Annotated in this window: 12 protein-coding genes, 1 tRNA gene and 1 riboswitch; of the genes, 9 read left to right on the top strand and 4 right to left on the bottom strand. The window is 32.2% G+C overall.

Annotated features, from left to right (window positions below):
• Positions 1 to 60: 60 nt before the first annotated feature.
• Positions 61 to 131: transfer RNA gene (locus RR554_RS05100), tRNA-Gln, on the top strand.
• A gap of 82 nt (positions 132 to 213) precedes the next feature.
• On the top strand, positions 214 to 378 hold the full coding sequence (locus RR554_RS05095) for a hypothetical protein (RefSeq protein WP_332462504.1): 165 nt from the start codon (positions 214 to 216) through the stop codon (positions 376 to 378).
• A gap of 54 nt (positions 379 to 432) precedes the next feature.
• Here RR554_RS05095 and RR554_RS05090 read toward each other — a convergent pair whose 3' ends face one another.
• Positions 433 to 1044 carry a TetR/AcrR family transcriptional regulator gene (locus RR554_RS05090; RefSeq protein WP_332462522.1) on the bottom strand — a complete coding sequence of 204 codons (612 nt, stop codon included), beginning with the start codon at positions 1042 to 1044 and terminating at the stop codon, positions 433 to 435.
• A 171-nt stretch (positions 1045 to 1215) separates the two neighbouring features.
• Here RR554_RS05090 and RR554_RS05085 point away from each other — a divergent pair, with 171 nt between their 5' ends.
• Both RR554_RS05085 and RR554_RS05080 read left to right on the top strand, forming a co-directional pair.
• A complete protein-coding gene (locus RR554_RS05085; RefSeq protein WP_332467546.1) occupies positions 1216 to 5463 on the top strand; it encodes an acyl-CoA dehydratase activase-related protein in 4248 nt (1415 codons plus the stop codon).
• Positions 5464 to 5553: 90 nt separating this feature from the next.
• A complete protein-coding gene (locus tag RR554_RS05080) occupies positions 5554 to 6261 on the top strand; it encodes a GntR family transcriptional regulator (protein ID WP_332467545.1) in 708 nt (235 codons plus the stop codon).
• Between the two features lie 29 nt (positions 6262 to 6290).
• On the opposite strand, the gene RR554_RS05075 is transcribed toward RR554_RS05080, so the two are convergent.
• Entirely contained in the window at positions 6291 to 6944 is a 654-nt protein-coding gene (locus tag RR554_RS05075) for a YigZ family protein (protein ID WP_332467544.1), read from the bottom strand.
• Between the two features lie 63 nt (positions 6945 to 7007).
• Between RR554_RS05075 and RR554_RS05070 the strand changes: the two genes are divergently transcribed.
• Positions 7008 to 7565 (top strand): hypothetical protein, encoded by a 558-nt coding sequence (locus tag RR554_RS05070; RefSeq protein WP_332467543.1) that lies wholly within the window; start codon positions 7008 to 7010, stop codon positions 7563 to 7565.
• A gap of 34 nt (positions 7566 to 7599) precedes the next feature.
• Here RR554_RS05070 and RR554_RS05065 read toward each other — a convergent pair whose 3' ends face one another.
• The gene (locus RR554_RS05065) at positions 7600 to 8529 is read right to left on the bottom strand and encodes an alpha/beta fold hydrolase (RefSeq protein ID WP_332462499.1); all 930 of its coding nucleotides are present in this window, start codon (positions 8527 to 8529) and stop codon (positions 7600 to 7602) included.
• A gap of 99 nt (positions 8530 to 8628) precedes the next feature.
• Here RR554_RS05065 and RR554_RS05060 point away from each other — a divergent pair, with 99 nt between their 5' ends.
• The 4 genes from RR554_RS05060 to RR554_RS05045 all read left to right on the top strand — a co-directional run bounded on the left by RR554_RS05060 (position 8629) and on the right by RR554_RS05045 (position 12579).
• On the top strand, positions 8629 to 9957 hold the full coding sequence (locus RR554_RS05060) for a DEAD/DEAH box helicase (RefSeq protein ID WP_332467542.1): 1329 nt from the start codon (positions 8629 to 8631) through the stop codon (positions 9955 to 9957).
• The gene (locus RR554_RS05055; protein WP_332462497.1) at positions 9954 to 10658 is read left to right on the top strand and encodes a ComF family protein; all 705 of its coding nucleotides are present in this window, start codon (positions 9954 to 9956) and stop codon (positions 10656 to 10658) included. Before RR554_RS05060 ends, RR554_RS05055 begins: the two co-directional genes overlap by 4 nt.
• A 135-nt stretch (positions 10659 to 10793) precedes the next feature.
• Positions 10794 to 11345, top strand: a complete 552-nt coding sequence (gene hpf, locus RR554_RS05050; RefSeq protein WP_332462496.1) for a ribosome hibernation-promoting factor, HPF/YfiA family — start codon at positions 10794 to 10796, stop codon at positions 11343 to 11345.
• A 148-nt stretch (positions 11346 to 11493) separates the two neighbouring features.
• Complete coding sequence (locus tag RR554_RS05045) at positions 11494 to 12579, top strand: glycerate kinase (RefSeq protein ID WP_332467541.1); 1086 nt, start codon at positions 11494 to 11496, stop codon at positions 12577 to 12579.
• Between the two features lie 18 nt (positions 12580 to 12597).
• Positions 12598 to 12764, top strand: a riboswitch (cobalamin riboswitch).
• 90 nt (positions 12765 to 12854) lie between these two features.
• Here the strand turns inward: RR554_RS05045 and RR554_RS05040 are convergent.
• The gene (locus tag RR554_RS05040; RefSeq protein ID WP_332462494.1) at positions 12855 to 13838 is read right to left on the bottom strand and encodes a PocR ligand-binding domain-containing protein; all 984 of its coding nucleotides are present in this window, start codon (positions 13836 to 13838) and stop codon (positions 12855 to 12857) included.
• Positions 13839 to 14054 lie beyond the last annotated feature (216 nt).

Genomic DNA, 14054 nt, shown 5'->3' with positions numbered 1-14054 from the left:
ACTGTAAATCCGCTCCTTAGGGTTCGGCAGTTCGAATCTGCCCCCCTCCATTTTTTATTTTGGGCTATAGCCAAGCGGTAAGGCAACGGACTTTGACTCCGTCATCGTTGGTTCGAATCCAGCTAGCCCAGTTTTTAAGCTAACAATCATTGTTAGCTTTTTTTTTATGTGGTATTCTTAGTTTATCAATTATTTAATTAAGGAGAGGTTTTCATGACAGAATTAAAGGAAAAGATAAAAGACCAATTTTTAAACTACCGAGGAGTATTAAAACAAACTGATATTGTTGAAGAAATAAAAACAACAACAGGATTAGTTAAAAATAATAATGGTGCCAATAAAGAAAATACCCGTAAATGGCATTCAAAATTAAATTAAAACCTAAAAAATATGGTGTCAAAGAAGAGTAAAAACTTCTGACACCATATTTTTTTATTCCATTACGTCAATACCAAGAACCGTTAAGTGTCCGTTACCAACTAACTTAATAACAAGACGAGCCATATGTTCTGGTTCAAAATCTGAATCAGTTGTGACCCACCAATGAACAGTACCAATAAAAATTGAGGTCATGTATTCAATGATAAAGCTAATAGGAACTTCAATTTCATTTTCAGTAATTTTTAATTTAGAAAAGGTTTCTTCATACATAGTGGAAAGAACATCAGAAATTTTTCTTCTAAAAAGCTCACTTGAGCTACCTTCTGTGAGCATCATGAAAAAATTTTGCTTTTCTTTGATTAAAACAAAGATGGTAGTTAACGTTTTTTCAATTGATTTAATGTGAATAAATTGGGATTTATTTAATTTGTTCGCATCAAGAATAACACTTAAATTTTCAACAGCATATTCCATCACAAAATCGTATAAGTCAGGTTTATCTTTGAAATGGGCATAGAAAGTTGCGCGGTTAATCATAGCAGTGTCTGCAATATCTTGGATAGTAACCGCTTCATAACCTTTTTGGTTAACAAGTGATAAAAAAGCATCAACAATCATTTTTCTGGTGCGAATGACGCGTAAATCTTGTTTTTTCATAAAAATCTCCTCCAAAAACCGACAATTTGATTCCAATTGTTGCTTAAATCACATATGAGCTTAGATTGATGATTGAAATTAATCTGTGTAAGCATAAAATATACTATATAGTATATCAAACACTTTGTAAGATAATCAACAAGGTGTTGATTTAAAGAGTAAAGGGATTGAAAAGAAATGACATTAAGAGTAGGGATAGACGTTGGATCAACAACAGTAAAATGTGTGGTATTAAATAATGCGAATGAGATGTTGTATTCAACTTATCAGCGCCATTTTTCTGATGTAAAACAAGCAACATTAAATGTATTAAATGAAATGAAAGAGACTGTAGATGATAAAGCGTCACTACAATTTATGATTACAGGCTCAGGTGGTATGGGCTTGTCAGATTTATTGGAGATTTCTTTCATTCAAGAAGTTATTGCGGGAACAAAAGCAGTTGAAGAATTAATACCTAAAACAGATGTCGCAATTGAATTAGGTGGAGAAGACGCTAAGATTACTTTTTTTGAAGGTTCACTGGAACAACGAATGAATGGAAGTTGTGCAGGTGGAACAGGTGCGTTCATTGATCAAATGGCAAGTTTACTTGAAACGGACGCCAATGGTTTAAATGAGTTAGCTAAAAATTATGAAACAATCTATCCGATTGCTTCAAGATGTGGCGTGTTTGCTAAAACAGATATTCAACCTTTAATTAATGAAGGGGCAAGAAGAGAGGATATCGCAGCGAGCGTATTTCAAGCAGTTGTTAACCAAACAATCGCAGGTCTTGCTTCAGGGCGAAAAATAAAGGGGAATGTGGCTTTTTTAGGAGGACCATTGTTCTTTATGAGTGAATTACGTCAACGTTTTATTGAAACACTTGATTTAGGAAGTGAGCAAGTAATTTTTCCTGATAATCCGCAACTTTTCGTAGCCATTGGTGCAGCGTTATCTTTAAAAAATGAAGAAGAAATAAAAGTAACTGATTTAATTCAACGACTTGAATCATCGGAAAAAAAATCGCTTGGAATGATGGACTCCTTGCCAGCACTTTTTGAAAGTTCAGAAGAGTTAGCACTTTTTAGAAAGCGTCATAGTAAGGCAAGTTTAGAAGAATTTGATTTGAAAGAATACAAAGGACCTATTTTCATTGGGATTGATGCAGGTTCAACGACGACTAAAGTTGCTGTGATTGGAGATGACTCACAATTACTATACAGTTTTTATGGTAATAACGAAGGTCAACCACTGGAAACTACAATCAGAGTGTTAAAAGATGTCTATGCTATTTTACCAGAAGAGGCTTTTGTTGCTAAAACAGCCGTGACAGGTTACGGGGAGCACCTAATAAAGCATGCATTAAAGATCGATATTGGGGAAGTAGAGACAATGGCTCATTACAAGGCAGCCAATCATTTTGCTCCTGGAGTGAATTTTATTCTAGATATTGGTGGTCAAGATATGAAAGCTATGACCATTAAAGATGGTGCTTTATCTTCGATTCAATTAAATGAAGCCTGTTCATCAGGTTGTGGTTCTTTTATTGAAACTTTTGCCAAAAGTTTGAATTATAATGTTGAGGATTTTGCTCAAGCAGCTTTAGAATCAAAAACACCTGTTGATTTAGGTTCTAGATGTACGGTTTTTATGAATTCTAAAGTAAGACAAGTTCAAAAAGAAGGGGCAACGCCAGGTGATATATCGGCTGGACTTGCTTATTCAGTCATAAAAAATGCTTTGTACAAAGTAATCAAAATGAAGCAATCTGAAGAATTAGGTGAAACAATTGTTTGTCAGGGTGGAACTTTTTACAATGAATCTGTTTTAAGAGCTTTCGAGTTGATTAGTGGAAGAGAAGTCATTCGCCCAACCATTGCAGGCTTGATGGGAGCATATGGTGCGTCATTGATAGCTCTTGATGAGTATTCTATAGATGATCAAAATAGCGAGATGCTAAGTCTTCAAGAGATGACAGATTTACAGTCTGAAAAAGAATTTTCTCATTGTGGTTTATGCGAAAATAACTGTTTGTTAACGGTGACCCTTTTTTCAGATGGCCGTAAATTTATCACAGGTAATCGATGTGAACGAGGAGCACAGCAAAAAATAACTAAAGAAGAACGTCGAGAAAATTTAGTGGATTACAAATACAGAAAATTATTCAAGTATCGCTCACTAAAAGAAGCTGATGCGGTAAACGGAACGATTGGTATTCCTCGTGTTTTAAATATGTATGAAAATTACCCATTATGGCATACAGTCTTTTCAGATTTAGGTTTTCGAGTTGTTTTGTCGCCTAAATCAGATAAAGAACTATATGAAAAAGGGATAGAGACGATTCCTAGTGATACAATTTGTTACCCAGCCAAACTGGCACATGGTCACATTGAGTCATTGATTGAAGAAGATGTATCAGTTATTTTTTATCCTGGTGTCATTTTTGAGCGAATTGAAGATAATCAAGCGGACAATCATTTTAATTGCCCAATTGTTCAAAGTTACTCTGATGTGATTAGAAATAATATGGATGTTATCCGAGAAGGAAAAGTTGATTACCGCAATCCTTACCTCAATTTAGCTGATATTGATTCTGTAGTTAACCAACTTCAAGAGTGTTTTTCAGATTACAATTTTTCGAAAGAAACAATGTCAAATGCGGTTCAACATGGATTTGATGAGCTAGATAAGTTTAAAAAAGATATTCAAAAACGTGGGGAAAAGATTTTAGAAAAAATTCAAAAAAATAATCAAAAAGCGATTGTTTTATCGGGACGACCTTATCATATTGACCCAGAAGTGAATCACGGAATTGCTAATATAATTACTCAAGAAGGGTTCCACGTATTAACAGAAGACAGTATTTGTCATTTAGGTGATGTGGAAAACTTACGAGTGGTTAATCAGTGGGTGTATCATTCAAGGCTTTATGCAGCCGCCAAAGTTGTTGCCAAAATGCCAAATCTAGAGTTAGTTCAGTTAAACTCGTTTGGTTGTGGTCTAGATGCGGTGACAACAGATCAGGTTGAGGAAATCATGGCTCAAATGGGCAGAATTTATACAGTTCTAAAAATAGATGAAGGATCTAACCTAGGAGCTGTTAGGATAAGACTTCGTTCTCTAAAAGCTGCCATAAAAGAAAGAGAAAAATCTCATGTTGTGCCTACTAAAAAATTAGAAGAAAAGGAAAAAGTGGTCTTTACTAAAGATATGCGTAAAAAACATACTTTACTATTACCTATGCTAAGTCCAATTCATCAAGATGGTTTGGTGGACGTTGCTCTAAAAGCTAGTGGCTACAATGTTGTTTGTTTACCAAGTGAAGATAGAAGTGCTATAGATGTTGGATTAAAATATGTAAATAATGACGCTTGTTATCCTGCGATTATCTCAATTGGCCAATTAATTGAAGCTTTACAATCAGGCGAGTATGATGTGAATAATACTAGTGTCATGTTAACGCAAACTGGTGGAGGATGCCGGGCGACGAATTATATTCCTTTACTCAGAAAAGCTCTAGTAGACACAGGATTTGAACAAGTTCCTGTTGTCTCAATTTCATTAGGAAATCAAGGAGTTGAATCTAATCCTGGTTTTAAAATGAGCATCCCATTGATGAAGCGTGTTGCCATTGCCTTTTTATATGGTGACTTATTTGAAAAGGTTGTATACAGAACAAGACCTTATGAGCTGGAAAAAGGATCAGTGAATGCTCTTCATAATCAGTGGATTGAAAAAGTAACGCGAAGTGTTGAAGTAGGCTCATTTAGACTCTTTAAAAAATACATGAAACAAATTATCAATGATTTTGACACACTTCCAATTTCAAATAGCCAAAAACCTAAAGTAGGTGTCGTTGGTGAAATTTTGGTTAAGTATTCACCTATTGCAAACAACGATATTGTCGGCATTTTGGAAGAAGAAGGAGCAGAGGCTGTTGTTCCTGGAATTATTGGTTTCATGAATTATAGTTTATATAATAGTATTTGGAAATATGAAAATTTAGGATTTAGTAAAAAATCAAAATGGATAGCAGAATTTGCGCTTAAAGTAATAGAACTCTGCGAGAAGCCAATGAATGAAGCTTTAATTGCCTCTGAAAGGTTTACAGGAATTACATCTATCGAAACTTTAGCAGATGACGCAAGTAAAGTGCTATCTATTGGAAATCATACCGGTGAAGGTTGGTTTTTAACAGGTGAGATGATTGATTTATTAAAAAATGATGTTCCTAATATTATTTGTATGCAGCCATTTGGATGTTTACCAAATCATGTTGTTGGGAAAGGTGTAATGAAAGAACTACGTCATCAATACCCAAGTGCCAATATATCAGCTATTGATTATGATCCAGGTGTGTCTGTCGTTAATCAATTAAATAGAATTCGTTTATTACTAGCAACTGCTGAAAAAAATATGAATCAAACTGTACAAATTTAGAAAAAAAGAGGGGAATAAAAGAATCTAGTTGTATCCTTTGTCTATACCAGTTATAATATGTTAAAGAAAAAGAGAAGGATGTGCTTGATAATGGCGTCTAAATTGCCGGTATATTTAAAAATTCATGATCAAATTAAAAAAGAGATTGAAGAAGGTAAATGGCATGTTGGAGATCGTTTGCCATCTGAAAGAGAGCTGTCTGAAAATTTTAATGTTAGTCGGATGACTCTACGTCAAGCTATTCAAACTCTAGCAGATGAAGGTATATTAGAAAGAAAAATTGGTTCAGGAACGTATGTAGCAAGAAAAAAAGTTCAAGAAACAATGATAGGAACAACTAGTTTTTCTGATATTATTAAATCTCTTGGCCGAACACCATCAAGTAAAACCATTTCTTATTTTGTGACTAAACCAAGCTCAAGTGAAATGGAAAAACTTAACTTAACGGAACAAGATGACATATTAAAAATGGAACGAATTAGATACGCAGATAATGTTCCCATTTGTTTTGAAGTTGCAAGTATTCCTTATCAATTAGTCTCAAATTTTAATAAAGAACAAATTTCAAGTTCACTTTACAAAGCAATTGCTGAAGAAGGTAAAAATACAATAGGAAAATCTTCTCAACGAATATCAGCCGTGATAGCATCTGAAAAGATTGCTCATTTTATGGATATTAAAAGAGGAGAAGCTATTCTTAAGGTAAGCCAAATTTCTTATTTTGAAAATGGTATACCATTTGAATATGTTCGTAGTCAATATGTGGGAGAAAGATTTGAGTTTTTCTTAGAAAAATAAAAGAGTGTAAAAAATAGAGATCGACTTTTTTAGTCGATCTCTTTATCTGTTAATGGAATTTCAACATAATCTGTGTCACCTAAAGATAGCTCGCACTGATTACTTAAAAGATCAATGATTGCTTGTTGAAAAATAGCAATGGCTTCTTCATCTACCATAATGAGCATAGTTACCTTATCAGTAAATACAGTGTCTTTTAAAGTATATTCTTTGTTGTTTTCTAAAAAATATTGAACCTTCCCATGAAGAGAATAATCAAGTGTTACGGCAATTTCTTGTTGTAACTTTCCTTCTACAAGTCCAATGTGAGTTAGCGTTTCTGAAACAGAATTACTGTATGCACGAATTAGTCCGCCTGCACCAAGTTCTGTGCCACCAAAATAACGCGTAACAACTGCTAATACATTGTGTAAATTTTTAACCTTTAGAACTTCAAGCATAGGAACACCAGCCGTTCCACTGGGTTCTCCATCATCGCTGGAGCGTTGTATTTGTTGGTTTTCACCAAATACATAGGCCACACAATTATGATTGGCTTTCCAGTGTTCTTTTTTTATTTGTTGAATAATGGTTTTTGCTTCATCTTCTGATTCAATTCGCTTTAGTGTACAGATAAAGCGTGATTTTTTTATAACAATTTCAAATTGACCGTCGTTTTTTATGGTATAGTAATGTGATAACATAATTAACCTCCAAGTTAGTTTAATTAATCAATAAATTTTTGGAAATAATAAGAGGTGTTTTTAATGAAAAAATATGTAAAGTTTTTACTTCCTATTCTTAGTGTAATCTTTTTAGTAGGTTGTAGTCAAACTAAGACAAAAAGTGATGAGAGTAAATTGAAAGAAACAGATACTGATAGCGCATTGATGTATACATTCAAATTGGATGAACATGAATATCGTTTCAGATTACTTGATGGATGGATTAAATTTCCTAACGAAGATAAAACAATCGCTTTTTTAGTCGCTAATAAAGACACTAAATCATATATGTCAGCTGGGTTTGAGCCTAAAAAACAACCGTTCGATAAATATAAAGACTCTTTTGTTGAAAAAGTAGGTGAAAAATCGGGTAATATCATAAAACAGCCAGAGAAAAAAACAATCAATAATTTAGATAGTTATTATTTGACCTTTAATATGAAAGACAATAAAGATAGAGATTTAACATATAAAACATATCTAATTGAAACGGATGACTATTTTATTAATTTAGCTGCTTGGACAAGCGATGAAAAACCAACAGATAAAGTACTAAATGACTTAGATAAAATGTTAGCAACATTTGAACAACTTAAATAAAAAAAGGAAGACTTTTAAAAGAGTCTTCCTTTTTTTAGGATAAATGGTTAGTTAACCAATCGTAAATGTCATTCATGACATCTTCTTTTTCAACTTCGTTTAGTATTTCATGGCGTAAATCGTGATACAGTCTTAAAGTGACATCTGAAAAATAATGGTCTGTTAATTCAACAGCAACTTTCCGAGGTCCCTTACCGTAATTTCCAACAGGGTCTTTTTCTCCGCTGACAATTAAAACAGGAAGGTCAGTTTGGATAGTTTTAAACCAATTTTTTTGAGTGGCGCCATCAATAAGATTAATCAAGGTAAAGAATCCATTATTAGTAAAAATAAAGCCACATTTTGAATCCTCTTCATATTGTCTAACGTTTTCTTCATTTTTAGAAAGCCAAGAAAAAGTTGAAGTAGATTGTTTGAATTTACGATTAAAATTACCAAATGATAAATGATTCAAGGCATGATTAACAGCTTTGGGACTCAAAGTGTTTAATCCTTTAACAAGTCGTTTCATAACTTTAATCTCATCTCTTTTACCACCAGTTCCCATTAAAATAGCTCCGTCAACTTTCTCAGAGTATTCTTTTAAATAATTTCTAACAATAAATGAGCCCATACTATGTCCCAAGATGAAGAAAGGTACATTTGGGTATCTTTTTTTTGTGTAGTTAGTAATTTGATAAGTATCATCAATTAAAATTTGTGGGCTATCTCCTTTTGAAAAATAACCATAAAGAGGATCTTCTAGCGAGACAGATTCCCCGTGACCTAAATGATCATGTCCAACAACTAAAATATTATTTTCAGTTAAAAAGTTAGCGAATTCATCGTAACGTTCAATATATTCGGCCATGCCGTGAACAATTTGTAAAATAGCCTTTGGCGTTTTATTAGAATCAGATTGCCACATAACACCATTTAAATCTGTTTTCTCGTCCATTGACTCGATAACAAAGTATTTTTTCATTTCGTCCATCCTTTCACATCTCATACTTACATGTATTATAGTCTATTTCTAAAAAATCAACTAGTATTCCGCGTATTTTTATTTTGAGAGGTGATTTTTATGTCATTAGATAATTTCCTAAGAGGAAGAAAACTGTTAAAAAAAGAGATACCAGCAAAGTATCATAGACAATTAAAACAAAAATCGATCCAAAAAGAAAAAACAATGAAATTAACAAAAACAGAAGCTTTTTGTTTGAGGTGTCATACGAGATTTAAAAAAGAAGAATGTATGATTGAAAATAAAAAAGAATTATTTTTTTATTGCTCAGAATGTATTGGTTTAGGAAGGGTTGAAAGCAGACAATTTTTTTACTATGTTCCAGAAAAATCAACGGTTAAAAGAAAAGTTGATTTTGCCTGGCAAGGAGAATTAACAAAAGGACAAGCTTATATTTCTAAGCGATTGGTTAAGTACTATCGTCAAAAGAAGCCTCATCTTATACATGCGGTAACTGGTGCAGGAAAAACTGAAATGCTATTTAATTTACTTGACCATGCTTTAAAGAAAGGTCACCGAGTAGCTGTGGCGTCACCACGGGTAGATGTTTGTTTAGAGCTATTTCCAAGATTTCAGGAAGTCTTTCCAAATGAAAAAATAGCGCTTCTTTATGGAAATTCAGATAAAGAATATGAGTATACAAAATTTGTTGTGACTACGACGCATCAATTGCTTCGTTTTTATAAAGCCTTTGATTTGATTGTAGTGGATGAAGTTGATGCTTTTCCTTACGCTGATAACCCTGTGTTAGAATTTGGAACTAAAAATGCTTTGAAAAAAACGGGACAACTTGTTTATTTAACAGCAACACCTAGTGAAAAATTAATGAATCAAATTAATCAAAAAAAATTGGTGTATAGTCAATTATCGAAAAGGTATCACGGGTATCAACTACCAGTTCCAACTTGTCATTTCAATTATTTTTTATCTAGAAGTTTGGAAAAAGGGGAGTTACCTAATTTTTTTACTAATGTCTTAGAAAAACAAAACAGACAATGTTTAATTTTCTTTCCTAATATCGACCGCATGAAGGTGTGTTATGAATTATTAAAACAAAAATATCCTGATAAAAAAATAACTTATGTTTATGCAAATGAACCATATCGAGAAGAGAAGATAAAGAAAATGCGAAGACAAGAGATAGATTGGCTTTTGACGACAACTATTCTTGAAAGAGGAGTCACTTTTCCTAATATTGATGTTATTGTTTATGAGTCACATCATCGAGTATTTAATGCAGCCAGTTTAGTTCAAATTTCAGGAAGAGTTGGGAGAAAAGAAGAATATCCGACAGGTAGCATTTATTTTTTACACAGTGGAAAAACAAAAGCAATGAGGCAAGCAATTGAGCAGATTAAGGAAATGAATCATCGAGGTGGTTTTAAATGAGATGTCGATTCTGTCAAACTGATTATAGTGAAAGTCTTCAATTAAATGATATTTTTTCATTTAAACGATTAGTTAGAAATAATTGTTGTTGTGATTGTTATGCTGAGTTAAATTTTATTGATTTTAAAACTGAAATAGTCTGTCAATATTGTAGAAAAGTATTAGTAAAAAACGAAAGTTGCTGCCAAGATTGTCAAATATGGGAAGAGACACTAGCTGATTTTAAGCTGAATCATAGATACTTATGTGAACATAATGAAAAAATGAGTGAACTCTTTAAAAACTATAAGTTTTTAGGAGATATTAGAATGAGAGATGTGCTAGCTAAAGAGATTTATGAACAACTAAAGCCATTTGAGAATAAAGGATTTATTATCGTACCAATACCTTTAGCCGAAAATCGTTTACACCATAGAGGATTTAATCAAGTAGAAACTTTTTTAGAAAATAGCAATATTTTATATGACCGCTTACTAATTAAAAGAAAAAATGTAAAGAGCCAATCAGAGAAGAGTCGAGAAGACCGATTATCGATGAAGCAGCCCTTTAAAGTCCCCAAAAAAATGAGGAAAAAGATAAAAGGAGAAAAACTATTAATTGTTGATGATGTTTATACAACAGGTAGAACTATTTTGCATGCATATGACTGCTTAAATGTTTATCATCCTAGAGAAATCTGTTCGTTTTCTTTATCAAGATAAAATATAAAGCGTTTTTTTATCAAACTTAATTGTCATTTTTCCTTTAGTTAGTTATAATAGAGATAAGAAGAGAAGGTTAAGAGAGTGGTCCTTAAAATCTTTCTCTTTGATTGATAGACGAAAGGGGTAATTAGTATGTTTAGATATAATGTCCGCGGTGAGAACATTGAGGTTACTCAAGCAATCAGAGAATATGTTGAGAAAAAAATTGGGAAATTAGAAAGATACTTTACTAATGTTCCAGAATCAACAGCGCACGTTAATTTAAAAGTTTATTCAGATAAAACTGCAAAAGTTGAGGTTACAATACCATTACCATACTTAGTATTAAGAGCTGAAGAAACATCACCTGATTTATACGCAAGTATCGACTTAGTAGTAGATAAGTTAGAGCGTCAAATCAGAAAATACAAAACCAAAATCAATCGTAAATCAAGAGAAACAGCTTTAGATACTGCAGCTGCTGCAATCATTGAAACAGAAGCTGTTGAATCAAATGAAGAACCAGATTTAGAAATTGTTAGAACTAAACGTCTATCATTGAAACCAATGGATAGTGAAGAAGCTGTTTTACAAATGAACATGTTAGGACATAATTTCTTTATCTTTGAAGATGCAGAAACAAATGGAACTAGCATCGTTTATCGTCGTAAAGATGGTAAATACGGTTTAATTGAAACTAACTAATAAAAATAATTATTAAAACGTCAAGAATTAATTTTCTTGACGTTTTTTTAATTGGTCAAAGAATTGTGTATAGATGAGCAAGATAGTTATGGTAAATTGACAAAATTGTATAAATTTTTTTTGTTATGATGATAACGGGGAGATGAATATGTCAGAAATAGTAGCAATAAGTCCATTATTTAATGATATTGATTTAGATCAAGCGTTTGTAAAGCAAGTTAATCATTGGTTGGCAAAAGAAAAAATTGAAGCAAGAGTTCAATCTTTTCCATATGTTGACCATAATGATCCACTCAGAACGATACTCAGTTATTATCAGGAGCCTATTAATACCCTAATGACTGAGGGATACTTTGGTTTTACCTCAAAGGCTCAGTACGGTTATGCTGATTCAAAAGAAATACTTTTTTTAGATGTGGGGTCTATTTTAGGTGATAATGTGGTTCCTCAAATTGCAAAAGCACCTTTAATGGCGAGTACGCATGAAATTGGAAGGGTTTTAAAAAAGAAAGTAAAACCTGAAACTAAAAAAATAATTTTTACAAATGTGTCAAACTTAGCACCAGATTTAGGCTTAGGTTTTTTAGAAGAATTAGGGATAGAATTTTTTAATAGCACTGGCAAAAAAATAAAAATTAGTAGTGGGAAAATTGGTCAAATTTACAGTTTTTCATATGAAAAAATGGCAAAAAAATGGTTAGGCTATGAATATTTGATTCTAGAAAATGATGATAAAAAAATACCATTAGTTGGAGAAGGAGGTATTTCTTTTACGCATCAACAATTGACAGGTGCTAGCCCAGAAATTGCAAAGTTACTTGATAGAGAAACTTTAAAAGCGGTTAATACATTTGAAAAGATACTAGGAAAAAGGATTTTGTACTTAGAAGAAGCAAGCGTAGGTAATGGTTTTGCCTTTGGTTGTCTTTCATTTTTTAGAAATGTGACAGTGAAAAATCAGGTAGATGCTTTTATTGAATTGACTAATTTTGGTAAAGATATCGAAAAATCTGATTATTTTATTATTCCGTCTTATTATGAATCATTTAGAGGTCTACTCAATAAAAGCAAAAAGAAAACATTTTTATTACAACATGAAGAAGATAAGATAGTTTATGATAACGAAATGGAAATTCCTACACTTAAAATAGATGCTGATTCATTTGAATTTTTACTAAGACAGATTCAATCCGTTTTGAAAATATTTTATTTTAGGTCTAAAAAACATTGTTAATTGAAAGTTAAAGTGATACACTTTATTAATAAAATTAAATAGTAAATAGAAGGAAATCAGTGAGAGTCTGATACTATACCCGTAACTGTATTGTGGACGATATAAATTACCACGACGTTTTTCGTTGGAAGGATTTATAAAGGATGAAGCAGAGTCAGGATACTTCTTATTTGGATTTTTTCGGGGATAAAAAAATCGATGCGTATATCTTTTAAAGTAAGTAATAAAACGGTAAAAGAGCATTTCGATTTTTTGAAATGCTCTTTTTTGTATACTTAATTCCATTTCGCTTCTTCTTGAATTTTTTGACGATAATCTCTAGGTGACATTTTTGTGACTTTTTTAAATAATTTACTAAAGTAACTAGATTGAGAAAAACCTAAACTATGAGCAATACTATCAATAGACCATGTAGAGTCTTGAAGTAAAATTTTAGAACGATTAATCTTTTTCTCGTTGACATAATCAACAAAATTTTGACCAATTTCTTTTTTGAATAGTTTACTGAAATAGTAACCGGATAAATAAACGTGATCAGCTACTTCGTCCAAAGTGATGACTTCATTAAGATGTCGATTGATATAGTCAAGAGCATCAATGATTTCTTGTCTTTCTGTTTGTACTTTTTGTAAATCAGAAGAGGTACTTTCAATGTGCTTTAAAGGAATTTTTTCTTCTGATGGAATGGTTTGGTTCTGAGTGAAAAATTGATTAGGAACATTTGTTGGTTCTTGAATAGCTAAATGGCTACTCATAATGTCTGATAAATAATAGTTGATGATGATGGTGAGTAATTGGCTACCTGCTCTAATTTTTTCGGGTGTAGTAAATGGCATATTGTCGTATGCTTCTACAGAAATCGGATCATTTTGCCAATATGTTTTTTCGGTAATAATCGGCTGAAATTCTAATTTATCTGCAATCTTAGTTTGACCACATAGAATATACCCAATGACTTGGTTATCAATCGTTACTGGGTAAGAAAAATCAACTAAACCAGCATGACAAATATATGGTGTTGTTACATTATTTCTTAATGAGCTTCTGCCACCAAACATATCGCAATTTTGACACAACTGTCTTGTGTCCTCATTATTTCTCATCAACTGACAAAAAGGTGAAAAACCATAACCTGCTGTTAACTCATTTCCTTGAGTATCAACTAAAATAGTTGCTAAACCAGTGGCTTCGGTGAATTCGCTAAGAATTGTATCAAGAATTTTTTGATGTGATTCGATGTATTGTGAATGATCATCCATTAAAATATGTCCCCTCTCAAACAAAAAAATATCAATAATTTGTTCCCTTATTAGCAAAATAGTGCTAATACTTTTTCATTATACCTTAAATTCATGTTATGTGAAGCGGTTAAAAATCAACCATTCATACAAAATTAACCTAAAATAGATAACAAAATATTATTAATCATAGATAAAGTGATAAATATCACAAAACTGCCATGACAAAAATGTCAT

The organism is Vagococcus sp., from assembly GCF_036639995.1.
Taxonomy (GTDB): domain Bacteria; phylum Bacillota; class Bacilli; order Lactobacillales; family Vagococcaceae; genus Vagococcus.
Note: the sequence above shows the minus strand (reverse complement) of the source record. Positions and strands in the feature narration are given on the sequence as shown.

Excerpts from the sequence above, each read along its gene's own strand:
- RR554_RS05095 (WP_332462504.1), top strand. The coding sequence starts at position 214 with ATGACAGAATTAAAGGAAAAGATAAAAGACCAATTTTTAAACTACCGA.
- RR554_RS05085 (WP_332467546.1), top strand. The coding sequence starts at position 1,216 with ATGACATTAAGAGTAGGGATAGACGTTGGATCAACAACAGTAAAATGT.
- RR554_RS05080 (WP_332467545.1), top strand. The coding sequence starts at position 5,554 with ATGGCGTCTAAATTGCCGGTATATTTAAAAATTCATGATCAAATTAAA.
- RR554_RS05075 (WP_332467544.1), bottom strand. The coding sequence starts at position 6,944 with ATGTTATCACATTACTATACCATAAAAAACGACGGTCAATTTGAAATT.
- RR554_RS05070 (WP_332467543.1), top strand. The coding sequence starts at position 7,008 with ATGAAAAAATATGTAAAGTTTTTACTTCCTATTCTTAGTGTAATCTTT.
- RR554_RS05065 (WP_332462499.1), bottom strand. The coding sequence starts at position 8,529 with ATGAAAAAATACTTTGTTATCGAGTCAATGGACGAGAAAACAGATTTA.
- RR554_RS05060 (WP_332467542.1), top strand. The coding sequence starts at position 8,629 with ATGTCATTAGATAATTTCCTAAGAGGAAGAAAACTGTTAAAAAAAGAG.
- RR554_RS05055 (WP_332462497.1), top strand. The coding sequence starts at position 9,954 with ATGAGATGTCGATTCTGTCAAACTGATTATAGTGAAAGTCTTCAATTA.
- hpf (WP_332462496.1), top strand. The coding sequence starts at position 10,794 with ATGTTTAGATATAATGTCCGCGGTGAGAACATTGAGGTTACTCAAGCA.
- RR554_RS05045 (WP_332467541.1), top strand. The coding sequence starts at position 11,494 with ATGTCAGAAATAGTAGCAATAAGTCCATTATTTAATGATATTGATTTA.
- RR554_RS05040 (WP_332462494.1), bottom strand. The coding sequence starts at position 13,838 with ATGGATGATCATTCACAATACATCGAATCACATCAAAAAATTCTTGAT.